19 protein-coding genes are annotated in these 18268 nt (G+C 40.3%); 18 read left to right on the top strand and 1 reads right to left on the bottom strand.

Going from position 1 to position 18268, the window contains the following annotated elements; all coding sequences use genetic code 11:
- Positions 1-308: 308 nt before the first annotated feature.
- From AC1DSK_RS12035 to lepB, 5 genes are all read left to right on the top strand, one after another.
- Complete coding sequence (locus AC1DSK_RS12035; protein ID WP_477547570.1) at positions 309-671, top strand: YrdB family protein; 363 nt, start codon at positions 309-311, stop codon at positions 669-671.
- Positions 672-975: 304 nt separating this feature from the next.
- Positions 976-1260: a hypothetical protein gene (locus AC1DSK_RS12030; RefSeq protein WP_477547569.1), complete on the top strand. Its 285-nt coding sequence runs from the start codon at positions 976-978 to the stop codon at positions 1258-1260.
- A gap of 103 nt (positions 1261-1363) precedes the next feature.
- On the top strand, positions 1364-1822 hold the full coding sequence (locus AC1DSK_RS12025) for a GNAT family N-acetyltransferase (RefSeq protein ID WP_477547568.1): 459 nt from the start codon (positions 1364-1366) through the stop codon (positions 1820-1822).
- 377 nt (positions 1823-2199) lie between these two features.
- Positions 2200-3102, top strand: coding sequence for a YitT family protein (locus AC1DSK_RS12020; RefSeq protein WP_477547567.1), 903 nt, complete (start codon positions 2200-2202; stop codon positions 3100-3102).
- A gap of 175 nt (positions 3103-3277) precedes the next feature.
- Entirely contained in the window at positions 3278-3928 is a 651-nt protein-coding gene (lepB, locus tag AC1DSK_RS12015; protein WP_477547566.1) for a signal peptidase I, read from the top strand.
- A gap of 141 nt (positions 3929-4069) precedes the next feature.
- Here the strand turns inward: lepB and AC1DSK_RS12010 are convergent, their stop codons facing one another.
- Positions 4070-4597, bottom strand: a complete 528-nt coding sequence (locus tag AC1DSK_RS12010; protein WP_477547565.1) for a gamma carbonic anhydrase family protein — start codon at positions 4595-4597, stop codon at positions 4070-4072.
- Between the two features lie 82 nt (positions 4598-4679).
- Between AC1DSK_RS12010 and AC1DSK_RS12005 the strand changes: the two genes are divergently transcribed.
- The 13 genes from AC1DSK_RS12005 to AC1DSK_RS11945 all read left to right on the top strand — a co-directional run bounded on the left by AC1DSK_RS12005 (position 4680) and on the right by AC1DSK_RS11945 (position 18254).
- Complete coding sequence (locus AC1DSK_RS12005) at positions 4680-5654, top strand: NAD(P)H-dependent flavin oxidoreductase (RefSeq protein ID WP_477547564.1); 975 nt, start codon at positions 4680-4682, stop codon at positions 5652-5654.
- A 410-nt stretch (positions 5655-6064) separates the two neighbouring features.
- On the top strand, positions 6065-7213 hold the full coding sequence (locus AC1DSK_RS12000; protein WP_477547563.1) for a Leu/Phe/Val dehydrogenase: 1149 nt from the start codon (positions 6065-6067) through the stop codon (positions 7211-7213).
- 132 nt (positions 7214-7345) lie between these two features.
- Positions 7346-7741: a thioesterase family protein gene (locus AC1DSK_RS11995; protein WP_016427266.1), complete on the top strand. Its 396-nt coding sequence runs from the start codon at positions 7346-7348 to the stop codon at positions 7739-7741.
- A 42-nt stretch (positions 7742-7783) separates the two neighbouring features.
- Complete coding sequence (locus tag AC1DSK_RS11990) at positions 7784-8932, top strand: Leu/Phe/Val dehydrogenase (RefSeq protein WP_477547562.1); 1149 nt, start codon at positions 7784-7786, stop codon at positions 8930-8932.
- 15 nt (positions 8933-8947) lie between these two features.
- Positions 8948-10003 carry a pyruvate dehydrogenase (acetyl-transferring) E1 component subunit alpha gene (gene pdhA, locus AC1DSK_RS11985; RefSeq protein ID WP_477547561.1) on the top strand — a complete coding sequence of 352 codons (1056 nt, stop codon included), beginning with the start codon at positions 8948-8950 and terminating at the stop codon, positions 10001-10003.
- Positions 10004-10007: 4 nt separating this feature from the next.
- The gene (locus AC1DSK_RS11980; protein WP_477547560.1) at positions 10008-11024 is read left to right on the top strand and encodes an alpha-ketoacid dehydrogenase subunit beta; all 1017 of its coding nucleotides are present in this window, start codon (positions 10008-10010) and stop codon (positions 11022-11024) included.
- Between the two features lie 12 nt (positions 11025-11036).
- Positions 11037-12263 carry a dihydrolipoamide acetyltransferase family protein gene (locus tag AC1DSK_RS11975; protein ID WP_477547559.1) on the top strand — a complete coding sequence of 409 codons (1227 nt, stop codon included), beginning with the start codon at positions 11037-11039 and terminating at the stop codon, positions 12261-12263.
- A 1-nt stretch (position 12264) separates the two neighbouring features.
- The gene (locus tag AC1DSK_RS11970; RefSeq protein WP_477547558.1) at positions 12265-13704 is read left to right on the top strand and encodes a dihydrolipoyl dehydrogenase family protein; all 1440 of its coding nucleotides are present in this window, start codon (positions 12265-12267) and stop codon (positions 13702-13704) included.
- 81 nt (positions 13705-13785) lie between these two features.
- On the top strand, positions 13786-14745 hold the full coding sequence (locus AC1DSK_RS11965) for an ABC transporter substrate-binding protein (protein WP_477547557.1): 960 nt from the start codon (positions 13786-13788) through the stop codon (positions 14743-14745).
- Between the two features lie 18 nt (positions 14746-14763).
- Positions 14764-15810: an ABC transporter permease gene (locus AC1DSK_RS11960; protein ID WP_477547556.1), complete on the top strand. Its 1047-nt coding sequence runs from the start codon at positions 14764-14766 to the stop codon at positions 15808-15810.
- A complete protein-coding gene (locus AC1DSK_RS11955) occupies positions 15788-16585 on the top strand; it encodes an ABC transporter ATP-binding protein (protein ID WP_477547555.1) in 798 nt (265 codons plus the stop codon). Before AC1DSK_RS11960 ends, AC1DSK_RS11955 begins: the two co-directional genes overlap by 23 nt.
- Before the next feature lie 122 nt (positions 16586-16707).
- Positions 16708-17499, top strand: a complete 792-nt coding sequence (locus AC1DSK_RS11950) for a fumarylacetoacetate hydrolase family protein (protein ID WP_477547554.1) — start codon at positions 16708-16710, stop codon at positions 17497-17499.
- Positions 17496-18254: a fumarylacetoacetate hydrolase family protein gene (locus tag AC1DSK_RS11945; RefSeq protein ID WP_477547553.1), complete on the top strand. Its 759-nt coding sequence runs from the start codon at positions 17496-17498 to the stop codon at positions 18252-18254. Before AC1DSK_RS11950 ends, AC1DSK_RS11945 begins: the two co-directional genes overlap by 4 nt.
- The last annotated feature ends 14 nt before the right edge of the window (positions 18255-18268 follow it).

Here is an 18268-nt window from a genome sequence, read left to right as displayed (position 1 = left end):
GTGTGGAGCTTGATTAGTTGAAGAATTGTTGATTTAAAATAAAGTTTGATAATTTGTAAAAAAGATTGATAATTTATAACAAAGTTTGATAAAACCCTGTATTAGGGTTTTCTTTTGACCTTTAAACTCCAGCAGTATTGTTCAATTAAAGGGCCATTTTCTGGAATAAAGCGATTGCTCAAATAACGCAATTTTGAAATAATTGTTATTAAGTTAAAGGGCAGGATTTTAGAATATGGCCGAAACATATTGTATATAAATAAATTAACATTAGTTTCTTAATTCTTTTTATTAGGAGGAAGAGTCGGATGGAAATAAAATGGATAGGTGTTAGCGTCCTCACCGGATTCTTTCTACTGGAGCTTGGTACAATGGCTGCGTTCAGTTACTGGGGTTATCATATCAAGACAGGGGCAGCGGTCAAAATTATACTCGCGGTTGCCACGCCACTAGTCATAGCCACTCTATGGGGTATGTTTCTCTCCCCAAAGGCGTCGCTCCCCATCTTCTCCTTCCCCATAAGAACTACGCTTAAGCTGGTTGTGTTCATTGTTGCTTCCGCAGCTTTGTACGCAAGTGGGCAAAGCGCGCTAGCGGTTACTTTTCTGACGGTGTCCCTTCTTATCGTGGCAGCAGTCTTTATCTTGAAGCTTCATAAAGTAAATATGTGAAGTGGATTAGTCTACAATAATCGGGCGTGATTGTTGAGCAACACAGGTAGAAAATGATCAAGCTTTTTTATAAAAATCGTTCTCGTGAAATATTTAAAGAGCCTGTTTTGATCAATCTTTTTTTCAAAAGCAGGCTCTTTTATATTGGGGAAATCAACTTAATAAGACGTATTTTTGATTGAACTTTTTTATAAACCAACAAGAATATAAAAAACAGGATAACTAATCAACTATGTAGAATTTTCATGTAAAACCAAAATTAGGTTTCCTAAAGTTTAATTCAAAAATTAATGGGGGTTACATATTGAACGAGAAAACGACGAGATTRTCTTTAACGGGGGCAATTGTAGTTTTAAGTATTTCCATTCTTTATTCATCATTTCAAATTTCAGGAGCAATAAGAGATACTTCAACCAAAACCAATGGAACAACTAAGGATGAAGAGCAAAACAGATATGAATTAATTTCACCAAACGACAGCAATATTATTATTTTTGATAAACAAAGTGGAGAATATTGGAGAAAATTTATTGAAACTAACGAAGGACCTACAGAATGGGAAAAACAGATATCTCCACTCGTTAAATAATCAATTTAAATCAGTGAGCTGCATAGTCAGCTCTTTTTCTAATCCAAGTTACTAACATAAAACAACATATAGAGCAGTTAACAAAACTGAAGGAGATTTTGTAATGAACCATCATAAATTGATAATTACTCAGTATAACGCCAAATATGCTGAACAAACAGTGGATATGTGGCGAGATAGTAAGGAACAGGCTATTGGTCAGAAAGAAATACACAGCTTTGAAAATCACGTATATTTTTTAAATCATATATTACCTGAACAGTTTCAAATAGATTTAGCGTTAATTGATGAAAAAGTAGTTGGAATGATTGTCTATAATGAAATGGAAATAAGCCAATTATATATTCATATAGATTATCAAGGAATTGGTATAGGTCATACATTACTAGATAAAGTAAAAGCACAATCAAGTGGGAGATTAAGATTATACACATTTGAAGTAAATGAAAATGCACAACGATTTTATGAAAAAAATGGATTTGAAATCATAGGCAGAGGACATGAAAATGAAGAAAAATTACCTGATATTCAATATGAATGGATATCCAAAAAAATGCTGTAATCGGGTTCCCCTGTTAGGGGGGGTACCTTATGGTCGTCGTACAGTTCTCACCCAAATAATGCTAGGTGGATACCTTGTCGTTGTGGACGACCGAGCAAAAAATGTCGATGCTGTAACTGAAGTCGAATTTAAACATAATTACGAGGAATTTAATACGAAAACACAATTGTATTAAAGTTCGGAGGGACTCATCCATATATAGCTCCCATGAAAATAATAATCTAAATGAGGACGATAATAATGGATGATTGAAAGCTTGAATCAGGTGTTATTAAGGTGAAAATACGGTTCTTTACTTTATTGGTATGTTAAAATAACTAAAACAAGGTAAAAAAAATATGTTATCAATCCGTGTAATTTAAGTAAGGGGAAATTTGATGAAAGAGACATTAAACGAGAAAAATAAAAAGAAAACAATCGCAAAGCAAAAAAACAATAGTCTTAAAATTATTTTGCGTGCATTATTGGTCATTATTGGGGGCTTTATCACTGCATATGGACTAGAAGCGGTATTAATCCCGAACAACGTCTCAGATGGTGGCGTGACAGGCCTAAGTATTGTTGGGTCAGAATTGTTCGATTTGCCTTTAGGAGCACTTATTGCAATACTGAATCTCCCGTTCGTGTTTTTAGGATATAAGCAAATCGGTAAGAGTTTTGCTATATACTCAGTAATCGGAATAGCATCCTTAGCAGTGGGCACGATCCTTATGCACGGAGTATCAACCATCATTCATGGTGATACTTTGTTAGTAACCGTTGTCGGCGGTATTATAATAGGTTTCGGTATGGGTTTAGCATTGCGAAATGGTGGCGCCTTAGATGGAATTGATATGTTAGCCGTATTACTATCCAGAAAATTACCTTTTGGAACAAGTGATCTTATCTTATTTTTAAACGTCTTTGTCTTTATTATTGTTTCGTTAGTTTTCGGTTTTCAAGGGGCTATCTTATCGGCAATCGCTTACTTTATTGCTTCTAAAGTTATTCACATTGTTGAAGAAGGTTTAAGTGGTTCTAAAACCTTTAAAATTATTACGAATCAACCCGAAATCATGGTAGAGACAATTCGTGACCGCTTAGGCCGTGGAGCCACATATAGCATTGTTGAAGGCGGCTACTCAAATGAGCAATTTAAAGAAATCACTTGTGTAATTAATCGCTTGGAAGAAAGTAAAATGAAAGAGATCATACAGGAAATTGACGTCAATGCATTTGTAACGATATATGAAGTGGTGGAAGTTAGTGGCGGTAGGTTCAAAAAGAAAGATATTCATTAATCTTCTTTGAATCACTGACAAAGTATATTCTTGGGAAGATATTATATATAAACGTTAAGACAGACGCTGATTAAATTTCAGCGTTTTTTTTATGTTTATCGTTCACAGAATATTCTTTAATTTTAATTATTAAATGGATATTTTTGGTATAATATAAATGAAGGAGATGGTTGAGTTGAAAAAGTATTTACTGATTGGTGTGGCAGTATTATTGACTGCGTGTTCACCAAAGGTTGATTCGAATGATATGGAAACGATTACAGACAAAGACACAAAACCAGAAGTCGAATTGGTAGAACCACTTGAAAACTCGTTATTATTGGAATGGGATTACGACAACATGGATAGAGGTGACCACGATTATGAAACATTGGCTCATCCCCGTTTAGTCGTTGATCGTGATGACAAGGAAATTAAACGAGGAGATGTTATTTACTTCAAATCACCCGACTTCACAATTGAAAGCAATCCCGACTTCAATATGCCTGAGTATTATATTTCAAGAGTAGTTGGGCTAGAGGGGGAAACCGTAGAGATTAAGAACGGTCAAGTATTTATTGATGGCAAGAAACTAGATACTTTTTATTCTAAAGCGTTGAGAAGAGGTCAGAATGAAGAAGAATTTTTCAAAGAATCCGACCCTGCTAATAGAAGTGACGATGAATCTTGGAAAGAATACTTTGCAACAACTTTGGAGCTTGTAAAAGTTGAAGCGAACACTGTATTTGTCTTGGGAGATAACTGGTGGAGAAGTACCGATAGTAAAGATTTTGGAGTCTTGCCGATTGAAAATGTGAAAGGAAAGGTTCTAGGTTACAAGAAGTGATATGTGGAATACAAAATGTATTTTTGAAGAAAAAGTATTGAAACTTTACTGTCTAATTAAATGGGGATAATTAGATGAAGAAAACAGGGTTCTATTGAGATAATACACCTCTCAATAGAACCCGTTAGAAAAATACGGTGCTTATTCAGTTTCTTTGCTTTGAAGTATTTCTCGGTAGTCGTATCCTTTTTGAACATACGTATCAATGGAAAGCTGGATAATTTCAAAGTCTTTATCGCTCAGTTCCCTAACTACTTTTCCTGGCGATCCCACAACTAATGAACGCGGTGGAAATTTTTTGCCGGGAGGAATTAATGTATTAGCACCGATGATGCATTCTTCCCCGATTTCAGCATGATCCAGTATGGTGGACCCCATGCCGATGATCGAACGTTTTCCAACTTTGCAGCCGTGTAAGATAACATTATGGCCAACTGTTACTTCGTCTTCGACTATAACAGGCGCATCTTCATACAAATGAATCGTAGAATTGTCCTGAATACTGCATCTTTTTCCTATCGAAATAAGTCCTTCATCTCCACGTAAAACGGCGTTGAACCAAATAGTCGATTCTTCCCCTACTACTACTTCTCCGATAATTTTAGCTCCAGGTGCAACGAATACGGTTGAAGCTAGTTTAGGTGTATTTCCTTTAAATGAAATAATCAACACTATTACCCCCAATTCAAATTCACGCAATTGTCTTTCAACTACAATTACTATAACATATTTTAGTAGAGGTGAATGGAAAATGAAATATGTTTGTGAGATGTTGCAAATTGACTACCCAATTATACAGGGGGGGATGGGGAATATAAGCAATGCCCCGTTAACTGCTGCTGTGTCCGAAGCTGGTGGATTAGGAACGATCGGGTGTGGAACGATGACACCTGACGAAGTGGAACAAATTATCCTTCAAACGAAACAACAGACGAAACGAAACTTCGCGATCAACATCGCCATTAATGTCTCTCCATATACAAAAGAACTAATTGAGCTCGTTATTAAACATGGCATTCCGATTGTTTCTTTATCAGCTGGAAACCCAGTTCCTTTTATTCAGACTTTACATGAGCATGGTGTGAAAGTGATTGTTCTTGTAGCTTCCGTAAAACATGCACAAAAAGCGGAAGCGGCAGGTGCCGATCTTCTAGTGGCGGAAGGATTTGAAGCTGCAGGTATCAATTCCAGTCTTGAATTGACGACATTTACACTCATTCCTCAGATTGTGAAAAATGTCCAACTCCCCGTTATTGCAGCTGGTGGTATCGGAGACGGTAAAGGACTCGCGGCTGCACTTATGCTGGGTGCGAGCGGTGTTCAAATTGGAACACGATTGATTGCCACCAAAGAAGCACCATTCCACGACAACTATAAGAACAGTTTAGTGAATGCGAGTGATACAGCAACGATTATTGTGGGACGCAGTGTAGGAATGGTGAGAAGAATCTTGAAGACACCTTATTCACAGAAGCTAGACGAACATGAACAACAAGGCATAACCTTGGCACAATACGGTGAAATGACTACCGAAAAGTATCACGTCAAAGGTGCAATGGATGGAGATTTGGAAAACGGTTTTATCAATAGCGGTCAGATAGCTGGTTTGATTGACCATATCCCAAGTGTCAAGGAATTGGTAGAGAGCATGTTGGATGAAGCAAACCATCAAATCAACCGAACTTCAAAAGAATTAAATCAAATGCTCAATAGAAAATATGAATAACGGGAACACATCGTATTTGGTCCAGTATTTCTCACAGGTCCAGATGAATCGTGAGTAGTACACCGTAAATCAAAAGCCCTTCCAAGTCGCTAACAACGGAAGGGCTCTTTCTCTATCTAATTGTTCATTTAACATTATAAAACTGCATACAATAAGCACTTGTTGAACGAATTGAAAATGCAAAAGATGACTTCCTAAAAATAAGTATCTATTAATTCCAAAAATATAGAGTTTTCCGATTATTGTATTGACTATAATATTACATTTTGATAATATTACGTTGAAATAGTGTTATACGATGAAATGCATCATACAATGGATGAAAGAAATAAATGAATATAAAAGTCGATAATTTTATTATGTAAAGTAAAGTGAATGTTACATCTTTGGCTTAAGAGGGGGATTGATGGATGGAAACTGCAAAAAGTATTCCATTGTCGGGCAAATTTGAACTCTTTGAAAGGATGGCAGAGCATGAACAAGTAGTTTTTTGTAATGATCCATCAACCGGTCTCCGTGCGATTATTGCCATCCATAACACAACGGTAGGACCCGCTTTAGGGGGATGCCGAATGCATCCATATCGAAGCGTCGAAGAGGCACTCGAAGATGCCCTCAGATTATCCAAAGGAATGAGCTATAAATGTGCGGCTGCAGGTGTGGATTTTGGTGGAGGAAAAGCAGTAATTATCGGGGATCCGAAATCAGATAAATCACCAGAGTTGTTTCGGGCATTCGGTCAATTTATAAATTCATTAGGTGGCAGATTTTATACTGGGACGGATATGGGTACGACCATGGAAGATTTCATACACGCTTCAAAAGAGACACATTACATTGTAGGTCTACCAGTGGCATATGGAGGTGGGGGCGATTCCTCTGTTCCTACGGCAGCGGGTGTTCTTTACGGCATAAAGGCAACGAATCAATCACTTTTTGGCAAGCCAGACTTGGGAGGAAGAACATACGCCATTCAAGGTTTAGGAAAAGTAGGATCTAAAGTTGCCATCGGTTTACTTGAAGAAGGGGCTCATCTCTATGTTACCGATATCAGTCATGAAAGTCTGAGAATAATAGAAGAATTAGCCTCAACTACACCGGGAACAGTGAAGGTTGTTGGAAGTGAAGATATCTATTCACAGGAAGCGGATGTATTTGTCCCTTGTGCACTTGGAGGAATCATTAACGATCAGACAATTGAACAGTTCCAGGTGAAAGCAATAGCAGGATCTGCCAACAATCAATTGCTAAATGAAACGCATGGCAGAAGACTTCAGCAAAAGGGCATTCTGTACGCACCAGATTATATTATCAATTCAGGCGGACTGATTCAGGTGGCTGATGAATTGTATGGCATTAATCACGCAAGAGTCCTTGCTAAGACAAGGCATATCTACGATGCCATTTTAGAAGTATACGAGATGGCTATAAAAAATGGGATTTCGACGATGGAAGCTGCAAATAAGATGTGTGACAAAAGAATTGAAAACAAAAGGAATAGAAATGGCTTTTTCACTACAGCAATGAAACCAAAGTGGGCTTTCCGCAAATTTTATTAACATCACTTTGTAAACGTTTACATTTATGTGTTGATTATTTGATAATCTTGCTGGAATATAAACTTTTTTCTATTAATCTTCGAATTCGTTCATAACATGTACATAAACTAAATGGTAAGTAGGAGATATAGCATGAAACGAGGACTGGAGTTAGGCAGAGAAGAATCGATCGAAATCATTGTGACAGAGGATATGTATGCTGCGTTTGAAGGTGAAGTCGTTCACCCTGTCTATTCAACAGTAGCAATGACATACCATATGGAGTGGGTTTCAAGAAAAATCATTCTTCCTTTTTTGGAAGAGCATGAAGAGGGAATGGGTGCATCAGTCCAACTGAAACATATTGCTGCATCCCCTCTTGGTTCAGTCGTGTCTTTGACAGCTAATGTGATCGAACTTCGCGACAATTTTGTTAAGACAAAAGTGACGGCACGAAACCATTTAGGTGTCATTGGAAAAGGTGAAGTCATGCAAGTCATCCTATCAAAAGAAACCATAGCCAATAAGTTAAAAGAAGCGTCAGTCTAAATTTAGCAAATTCAAGTGATAGATTTTAAGGAGGCCTTTCGTATGAAAGTTGCAGAAAGAACATCAATGGCTAAAGAATTTGAACTCTTCGATAAAATGAGTGCACATGAACAAGTGGTTTTTTGTAACGATCCTTCCACTGGTTTGCGTGCCATCATTGCAATCCATAATACAACTCTCGGTCCTGCACTCGGCGGATGCCGTATGCAACCTTATAACAGTATGGACGAGGCACTGGAAGATGTTCTGCGATTGTCAAAAGGGATGACTTACAAATGCGCTGCCGCTGATGTTGATTTTGGAGGCGGAAAAGCAGTCATAATCGGGGATCCGAAAACAGATAAGTCACCTGAACTGTTCCGTGCATTCGGTCAATTTGTCAATTCTTTAGGTGGCCGTTTTTATACAGGAACAGATATGGGTACGGCAATGGATGATTTCATACACGCCTCAAAAGAAACCAATTTTATCAACGGCCTTCCGGTCGAATATGGTGGTGGCGGAGATTCATCTATTCCGACTGCAGCGGGTGTTCTTTACGGTATAAAAGCGACCAATCATATGCTATTTGGAGATGATGAATTTGGCGGACATACCTATGCCATTCAAGGCCTCGGAAAGGTTGGATATAAAGTTGCATGCGGACTGCTTGAAGCTGGTGCTGAAATTTTCGTAACGGATATCCATCAGGATAGTATAGATGCCATTAAAGCAAAAGCAGCAACAACTGCCGGCAAAGTGACCGTGATAGCAAAAGAAGATATTTATTCACAGCAGGCAGATATATTCGTTCCTTGTGCATTTGGTGGAATCATCAATGACAATACAATCGCTCAGTTTAAAGTAAAAGCAATCGTTGGTGCAGCTAACAATCAACTATTGAATGACACCCACGGGAAAATGTTACACGAAAAAGGAATTTTATACGCTCCTGATTATATCGTCAATTCCGGCGGCCTTATTCAAGTAGCTGATGAGTTGTACGGGATTAATCATGAACGTGTACTTGCCAAAACAAAACATATTTATGATGCGATATTGGAAGTGTTCAAGGAAGCGAGCAGCACCGGCAAAACAACAGAAGAATCCGCAAATGAGATGTGTGAAAAACGAATTGCGGAAAGATCGAAGCGAAATAGCTTCTACACAGCACCAGCTAAACCAAAGTGGTCCATACGCAACTTATCCTGAATGGAGGCAAGTTAAGTGGAACAAAACTATCCGATCAAAAGAATAATAGACGATCAAGGCGTTCTCGTTGATGAAAGTTATAAAAATACGATTGATGAAAAATTGGTAAAAGAATTGTATTACAACATGCTGCGTATCCGCACGTATGACAGAAAATCTATTAACTTGCAACGACAAGGGCGACTTGGTACATACGCGCCTTTCGAAGGGCAAGAAGCAGCGCAGGTAGGAAGTGCGTTAGCGCTTGAGGAGAATGACTGGGTCTTCCCGACTTATCGTGACCATGGTGCGACCCTAACTTTTGGAAAAAGCATGACTAGAACATTTTTGTATTGGAATGGAAGAGTAGAAGGGTGTGTACCACCTGAAGGTAGAAATATCTTTCCCCCAGCTGTACCGATTGCTACTCAACTGCCTCATGCTGCGGGTGCAGCTTGGGCAGAAAAGCTGAAAGGAACAAAAAATGCCTCCATTGCTTATTTCGGGGATGGAGCCACTTCAGAAGGTGACTTTCATGAAGGACTGAATTTTGCGAGCGTATTCAAAGTTCCAGTCGTTTTCTTCAATCAAAATAACGGCTATGCGATTTCAGTTCCAATGGAGAAACAAATGAATTCCAAGACGATTGCACAAAAGTCAGTTGCTTATGGAATACCAGGTGTCCGTATTGACGGAAATGATTGTCTGGCGGTCTACTTTGAAACGAAAAAAGCATTTGACCGTGCACGTAATGGAGATGGACCGACATTAATAGAAGCGGTTACATGGCGAAAAGGTGCTCACACGACTGCGGATGATCCATCGAAATATCGCCCTGCGGAACAAGGCCAGCATATTGTTGACCCTATGGAACGTATGGAATTGTTCATGAAAAATTATGGCTACTGGGATGAACAGTGGATTAAGGAAATGAAAGAAAAAACAGCGAATGAAGTCGAAGCGGCTGTCTATGAAATGGAAAACTACCCACCGCCAAATGTGGAAGATGTTTTCAATCATGTATTCGCAGTATTGCCCGTTCAACTCGCTGAACAGAAAGAAGCATATCTTGCACATTTGGGGAGGCGGTGACAGGATGACGACAATGAAAGAGTCAAACCATGAAGAGGCACAGACAACCCAGATGACGATGATCCAGGCAATTAATGATGGCATGCGATTATTGCTCGAAGAGGATGATCGTACCATCATCCTGGGAGAAGACATCGGGAAAAATGGAGGAGTGTTCCGTGCGACAGAAGGACTTCAGGAAAAGTTCGGAGCCGACCGTGTAGTGGATACCCCACTAGCTGAATCCGGCATCATTGGAACATCCATTGGTCTTGCTGTTAACGGATTCAAACCGATTGCGGAAATACAGTTCCTTGGATTCATCTATCCCGCATACGAACAAATCATGACCCATGTTTCCCGTATCCGTATGCGTTCAATGTCACATTTTACAGTACCTATGGTCATCAGGGCCCCATACGGAGCGGGAATTCGTGCACCTGAAATCCATTCCGATAGTACAGAAACTCTGTTCACTCATATGCCGGGAATAAAAGTTGTCTGCCCTTCAAATCCGTATGATGCAAAAGGGTTACTGATTGCAGCTATGGAAGATCCAGACCCGGTACTGGTCCTGGAAACTATGAAAAACTATCGTTCGCAAAGAGAAGAAGTACCCGTTGGAAAATATACAGTGGAAATTGGCAAAGGAAAAATCGTCCGTGAAGGTACGGATGTCACTTTGATTGCATGGGGTGCCATGGTTGCAATCGCTGAAAAAGCGGCCGTACAGGCAGAGAAAAAAGGCATCAGTTGTGAAATTATCGATCTTCGTACACTCTATCCGATTGATCGTGACATTATTGCACAGTCCGTCCAAAAGACGACAAGAGCGGTTATTATTCATGAAGCGCATCATACCGGTGGGCTCGGTAATGATATTGTGTCCATAATCAATGACACGTCGTTCCTATATTTACGTGCTCCAATCGAAAGAGTTACGGGCTTTGATGTTCCTGTTCCTTTCTTCACTTTGGAAGAACATTATCTTCCTACACCTGCCCGTATTGTTGAAGGGATTGAAAAAGTGGTTCATTTTTAAGGGGGAAATGCCATGCTCGAAGTAAAACTACATGACATTGGAGAAGGGATGACCGAAGGAGAGATTGTCCATTACTTGGTTAAAGTTGGGGACTCCGTGCGTACGGATCAACCACTTGTTGAAGTACAGACCGATAAAATGGTTGCAGAACTTACTTCTCCCTGCTCAGGTATCGTAAAAAAAATCATTATCGATGCCGGCGAAACGGTTAGAGTCGGAACTAGCCTGATTTATATCGAAGCGGATGAATCAGTAAAAACAGTACAAAAAACATCCCCTGAAATGAAACAGGAAGTAAAAAACGAAATGATTACTCCAACTGTCTTTAAAGAAAAGAATACGCAGACGACTTTCACCCGTGTCTTGGCAGCGCCATACACTCGTAAAATAGCACGTGAACATAATATCAATATAGAAGATGTCCAAGCGACTGATCCATCTGGAAGAGTGACGGAGGAAGATGTTTATCGATTCCTGAAAGGTCATCAAACTAAAACTCATCAAGAATCAGTTATGGCGGTCCCTCAGTCAGCAGTTCGTCAGGAAACACCTGATGAAATTCCGTTTAAAGGCATACGTAAAAAAATCGCGGAAAAGATGACGAAATCATTATTCACAATTCCGCATGTTACCCATTTTGATGAAGTGAACATGACGAACTTATTTAAAATGAGAGAAGAATTGAAAGCGTCCGGTGAATCGGTCAGCGTCTCTGCTTTCCTCATTAAAGCTCTAGTCATTTCATTAAAAGACTTCCCAATTTTCAATGCCGAACTTGATGAAGAAAACAGTCGGATTCTTCTTAAGAAAAATTATCATATCGGGATCGCCACAAACACAGATAGCGGCTTGATTGTTCCTGTAGTTCACGATGCGGATAAGAAATCGATTAAAACGATTCATGCAGATGTAAAAGGTTTGACAGAAAGAGCGGTCGCCGGGAAACTGCAACCGTTTGAAATGCAGAACAGTACATTTACTGTAAGTAATGTCGGTCCGCTTGGCAGTACAGGTGCTACACCTATTATCAACTATCCGGAAACGGCATTGATTGCTTTCCATAAAACTAAAAAACAGCCGATTGTCAATGAGCTGGATGAAATTGTCATTGGTCATATCATGACACTTTCCATGGCTTTTGACCACAGAGTCGCAGATGGTGCAACCGCTGTAGCATTTACAAACCGCTTTGCGAGCCTTATTGAACACCCACATAAACTGATGATGGAGATGATTTAATATGGTTGTCGGTGAAATCAGTCAACAACGAAATCTCATCATCATCGGTGGGGGTCCGGGTGGATATTCTGCAGCGATACGAGGTGCGCAGCTTGGGTTGTCGGTTACTTTGATTGAACAGTCCTACATGGGCGGGGTTTGTCTGAACAAAGGCTGTATCCCATCAAAAATCTTTACTCACGCGGCAAAGAAACGGGAAGAAACGGACCATTTACACGAACTTGGGATTGGTGAAGGTGATGATACTTTCAATTTGACTAAGCTGCTGAGTTATAAAGACAAAGCAATTAATGGTCTAAGAACAGGCGTCGAAAGTCTCTGTAAAAACAATAAAATTGAAGTGATTCAAGGCAAAGCTACTTTTCTCGGAGCAGACAAAATCGGTGTAGAAAATGGTCATCAGTTCGATATTTTTGAATTCGAGCAGGCGATCATTGCAACCGGGAGTTCTCCAATTCTGCCGGACTCCATCAAAGTAAAAAGTAAACGAATACTGTTATCACACGAAATATTTGAACTAAATGAAATGCCAGAGCACTTGGTCGTTTCAGGACAGGATTATATTGCCCTTGAAGTGGCTTCTAGTTTTGCGGCACTGGGTGCAAAAGTGAGCATTCTATTTGAGGACAAAGCAAATTTTGCTTTTGATGAATCCATCCATAAAGAATTGCTGCGTTTATTTAAACGTAGAAAAATAAATATCTATAAAGATGCTCATTTGCTCTCTACTGAAGATCATGATCATGAAATTGCTGTTACGTTCAAAAATGACAAAAACGTCGAAGAAACGATTCACGGCTCGCATCTTTTTGTAACGGGATACCGTAAACCTAATATTAAACCACTTGGCATAGGCCGCATCGGTGTTGCACAAACGGAGGAAGGCTACATTCACGTCGACGCATCTATGCGTTCATCGATTCCATCCATTTACGCAATAGGAGATGTAACCGAAGGTCCTTTGATGGCAATTAAAGCAATTAAACAAGGAAAAGCTGCGGTTGAAGCGATTGTCGGACATAAACCTGAAGTCGACATGACTTTCATGCCTGTTGTGGCACATACCATTCCACCGATTGTTTCGGTTGGTCTTACTGAAGTAAACGCCCGCAACTTTGGGTTCGATGTTCGGGTCAGTCAATACCCTCTTGGCGGCAACGGCTACGCAGCCATAACTGGAAAAAAGGATGGTTTCATCAAAGTGATTTCCGATCCCGCAACAGAAATTATTAGCGGGATTCATATGATCGGTGAAGGGGCTATCGAAATGTCCAGTTCCTTTGTTCAGTTACTAGAAATGGCCGCAAAAGAAGAAGACGTCAAATTCCCTCATTATGCTCATCCGGGAATGGGTGAGGGCATGCTTGAAGCGGTGGAAGGATTAATCGGACAAGCCATCCATGCCGGACCTGCTAAGAAGAAAGATTTATTAATCATTTGAATCGAGAAAATTTTTCACAGTAGCCTCCATTCCTTTGGTTTCAAGTTTGAAAATATAACTAATCTTGTAGGGGGAATTGTAATGAAGTATGGTCTGAAAAAAATCGGAGTTGTACTACTCGGTTCCGCATTGCTTCTAGGGGCATGTGGGGATGGGGAAAATAAGACATTTAAGATTGGTGTATCACAAATTGTCGAGCATCCTTCCTTAAATGCTGCTTACGATGGCTTCAAAAAAGCTTTGGAAGATGCAGGGATTGAAGCAGAGTACGATGTTCAAATTGCACAAGGTGATCCAAGTATCAACACGACTATAGCAGACAACCTTGTCAGTGCGAATGTTGATTTAATTTTTGCAAATTCAACACCAAGTGCTCAGGCTGCTGTGAGTAAAACAAGCGATATTCCGATTGTCTTCACTTCAGTAACAGATGCAGTTGGGGCAGAGCTTGTCAAATCGATGGAAAAACCGGGCGGCAATGTAACAGGAACGATTGATAGTCATCCTGATGCGATTTCCAATACGATGAAATTCCTGAAAGAGGAATTAGGAGCTAAAAAAGTTGGGATGGTTTTCAACTCGGGAGAGCAAAATTCAGTTGCCCAAGTGGAAGCGGTCAAGGCGATGCTGAAAGATATGGATATGACGGTTGTTGAGGCATCGGTTGCAACGTCTGCAGATGTAAAACAAGCAACAGAATCATTGATCGGCAAAGTAGACTCTTTGTACATCATTACAGATAATACTGTTGTTTCTGCGCTTGAATCGGTCATTGCCGTCGCAAATGAAAATAAATTGCCGATGATGGTCGGTGAATTCGATTCTGTCAAACGAGGCGGTTTAGCTGCATATGGATTTGAATACTATGACATCGGGTACGAAGCTGGTCAAAAAGCTGTGAAAATCCTTAAAGGTGAAAGTAAGCCAGCCGAAATTCCAGTAGACATTCCACAAAAGTTAAAATTCATCATGAACAAAGATACAGCAGAAACAATCGGACTTGAGATAAAAGACGAGTGGAAAGCTGAATACAGCAAATAAATCAGGAGGTGATTCTACATGTTTTCAGCAGTATTTGGCTCTGTAGAGCAAGGAATCATCTATGCAATCATGGCACTTGGTGTATATATTTCATTTCGTGTTTTGGATTTTCCGGATTTAACCGTTGACGGAAGTTTTGTATCAGGAGCTGCGGTTGCTGCCACGATGATCACCTTAGGATATCATCCAGTGGCAGCGACGGCGCTTGCCGTCATTGTCGGTTTTCTTGCAGGCTGTGTCACCGGCCTTCTACATACGAAAGGGAAAATCAATGCTCTACTTTCCGGGATTTTGATGATGATTGCGTTGTATTCCCTTAATCTTCGAATAATGGGACTGACCTCGGAAAATTCCATAGGTCGTCCGAATATCCCTTTACTAAATGCAGAGTCAATGTTCAATCAATTCCAGTCTTTTTGGGGTTCTCTCGGAATCGACACCGCGGTGAATAATTTCCTCAGCATGCTGGGGGTACAGCATTTGCCATCTACCTGGGGTACTTTATTCATTATGACCATCATCGTTTTGCTCATTAAATTTGTGGTGGATTGGTTCTTAAGAACCGAAATTGGCCTAGCGATTAGAGCGACCGGCGATAATAAGAAAATGATTCGTAGCCTGTCAGCCAATACTGACACACTCATTATTGTAGGACTTGGTTTCTCCAATGCTCTGGTGGCATTCTCAGGTGCACTGATTGCTCAATATGCGAAGTTTGCCGATATTGGGATGGGAATAGGAATGATCATCATTGGTCTCGCTTCCGTAATTATCGGTGAAGCAATATTCGGGACGAAAACCATTGTCCGTACGACATTTGCCGTTATAGCAGGAGCTATTATTTACCGAATTGTACTCGGACTTGCACTGAGAGTGGACTTTCTTGATACGGGAGACATGAAATTGATTACAGCGGTTATTGTAATCGGCGCATTGATCCTCCCTCAATACTTTGATAAGCGAAGAGAGAAAAGCAGAAAAGCCAAACGGCATGCGGAACGGTTAATGGAGTATCAATCGCGTTTAAAAGGGGGAGCTGCAGTTGCTGAAACTCGTCCAGATTAACAAATTATTCAATGAAGCCACAACAGATGAAAAAATCGCTTTGGACCAGATCAATCTCCATTTAAATCCAGGTGATTTCATGACGGTTATCGGAAGCAATGGCGCAGGGAAATCCACTATGTTGAATATGATTTCCGGCGCTCTGTCTCCTGATTTTGGTGAAATAGAAATCTCCAATAAAAATGTTACAAAAATGCCGGAGTATAAGCGTTCGCAGATGATTGGACGTGTATTTCAAGACCCGATGGCTGGTACAGCACCTTCGATGACGATCGAGGAAAATCTAGCAATGGCCTATTCACGCAATAAGAAACGTTTATTAAGAATCGGCGTTGACAGGAAACGACGGGAACTATTTCGTGCATCTCTTGAAACACTTCATTTAAATCTTGAAAACCGCTTAAATGCGAAAGTGGGTTTACTTTCAGGTGGTGAAAGGCAAGCTCTTTCTCTATTAATGGCAACCTTTACACAACCGTCGATTTTACTACTGGATGAACATACAGCGGCACTGGATCCTTCCCGTGCGGAACTGATTACCAATTTAACAAAACAACTGGTTGAAAAGGATCAACTAACCACGCTGATGATCACGCATAATATGCAACAAGCTTTGGACTTAGGAAATAGATTGATCATGATGGACAAAGGACAAATCATTTTGGAATTTGACGCACAAGAGAAGAAGAATTTGACCATTCCGAAACTAATGGATGAATTCCAGCGTATACGTGGCGAAAAACTTACCAGTGATAAAGCCTTATTGTCTGTTTGATTCAGGATGCCTTTTCAAAGTGAGTTCTGAAAGAGTCTCATTCTTAAACATGTTCAATTTTATATAGCTTGTAGTTATTGAACCGATAAACAACTAGTTTAATAACTTAAGGAGTGATTCGAATGCTTATTGCAAAGATCAAAAGAACTGATTCAAGAGAATTATATTCCGTATCTGTGAATACAGAAACAAATTCAATCGAATTTGAAGGTAATGAGTTAGGTATAAATGATATACCCTTGGACATCCCCGTGACTGGAACGGTTTATGGTACATTATTGAACTTTCATGGTGGCCTTGAACGACTTGGTGATAAAGTCAATGATAAACCATACCTTTCGCCTCCAGTTGCTCCTGTTTTATACATTAAACCTGAAAATACATTGAATCGATACGGAGCAAGCATACCGGTCCCTAAAAGCGAATCGAAACTTGAAATGGGTGCTTCACTTGGAATTGTCATCGGCAAAACAGCAGTTGCGGTAACGGAAGAAACAGCAATGGATTATGTGGCAGGCTATACGATCGTTAACGACGTGAGCGTTCCGCATACAAGCCTATTTCGACCAGCTGTACAACAAAAATGCCGCGATGGATTTTGTCCAATCGGACCATGGGTTATTGATAGGGACGAAATGAAAAATCCGGATGATGTAACCATCCGTGTGTTCATTAACAATGAACTGCGACAGGAAAATTCAACAAAGAATTTAATCCGCCCCGTTGCCCGTTTACTTGCTGACGTGACTGAATTCATGACCTTAAGTCCAGGAGACGTATTACTCGTAGGGGTACCAGAAGATGCGCCACATGCAAAAGCAGGAGATAAAGTCCGGATTGAGATAGAAGGTGTCGGCAAACTAGAAAATGTACTGGTTGACGAAGAATCTTTCAACCGGAGGTGGGCGCAATGAGAACAGCAAGGATATCCTATGGCGGCGCTATCCATCAAGCGATTGAATGGGAAGGCCACCTGAAGCTTGATGATGGACGGATTGTTGAGGAAAGTGAAGTTGTGTGGTTGACGCCAATCGTCCCGCGTACCGTATTTGCTTTAGGGCTTAACTACGCGGATCATGCAGCCGAACTGGCATTTGATGCACCATCAGAACCACTGGTTTTTCTGAAGGGACCGAATACGTTTATCGGCCATAATGCATATACCCGTCGCCCTACTGACGTCACGTACATGCATTATGAATGCGAATTGGCCGTCATTATCGGGAAGACAGCTCGCAATGTGAAAAAAGAAGAGGCTTATCAGTATGTCAAAGGTTACAGTGTAGCAAATGATTATGCACTTCGGGATTATCTTGAAAATTATTACCGTCCGAATTTGCGTGTCAAAAACCGTGATACGTGTACACCATTTGGTCCTTGGCTCATCGATGCGAATGATGTGGCCAATCCGATGGAACTGAAGTTAACTACACATGTCAATAACAAGCTTGTTCAAGAAGGAACGACAGCGGATATGATTTTTGATATTCCGACGCTCATAGAATATTTAAGCAGCTTCATGACATTGAGTGAGAATGATGTCATTCTTACAGGCACTCCTAAAGGTTCCGTCAATACTGCAGTCGGTGATGAAGTCGTGACAGAAATTGAAGGAATCGGACGATTGGTCAATACCATTATCGGGGATGAAGCGTTCTCGAACCGGTAACGTGAACAGGAGGA

Source organism: Paenisporosarcina sp. P4_B8 (assembly GCF_056402175.1).
The sequence above is the reverse complement of the archived record's forward strand: the minus strand, read 5'-3'. Positions and strand labels throughout refer to the sequence as shown.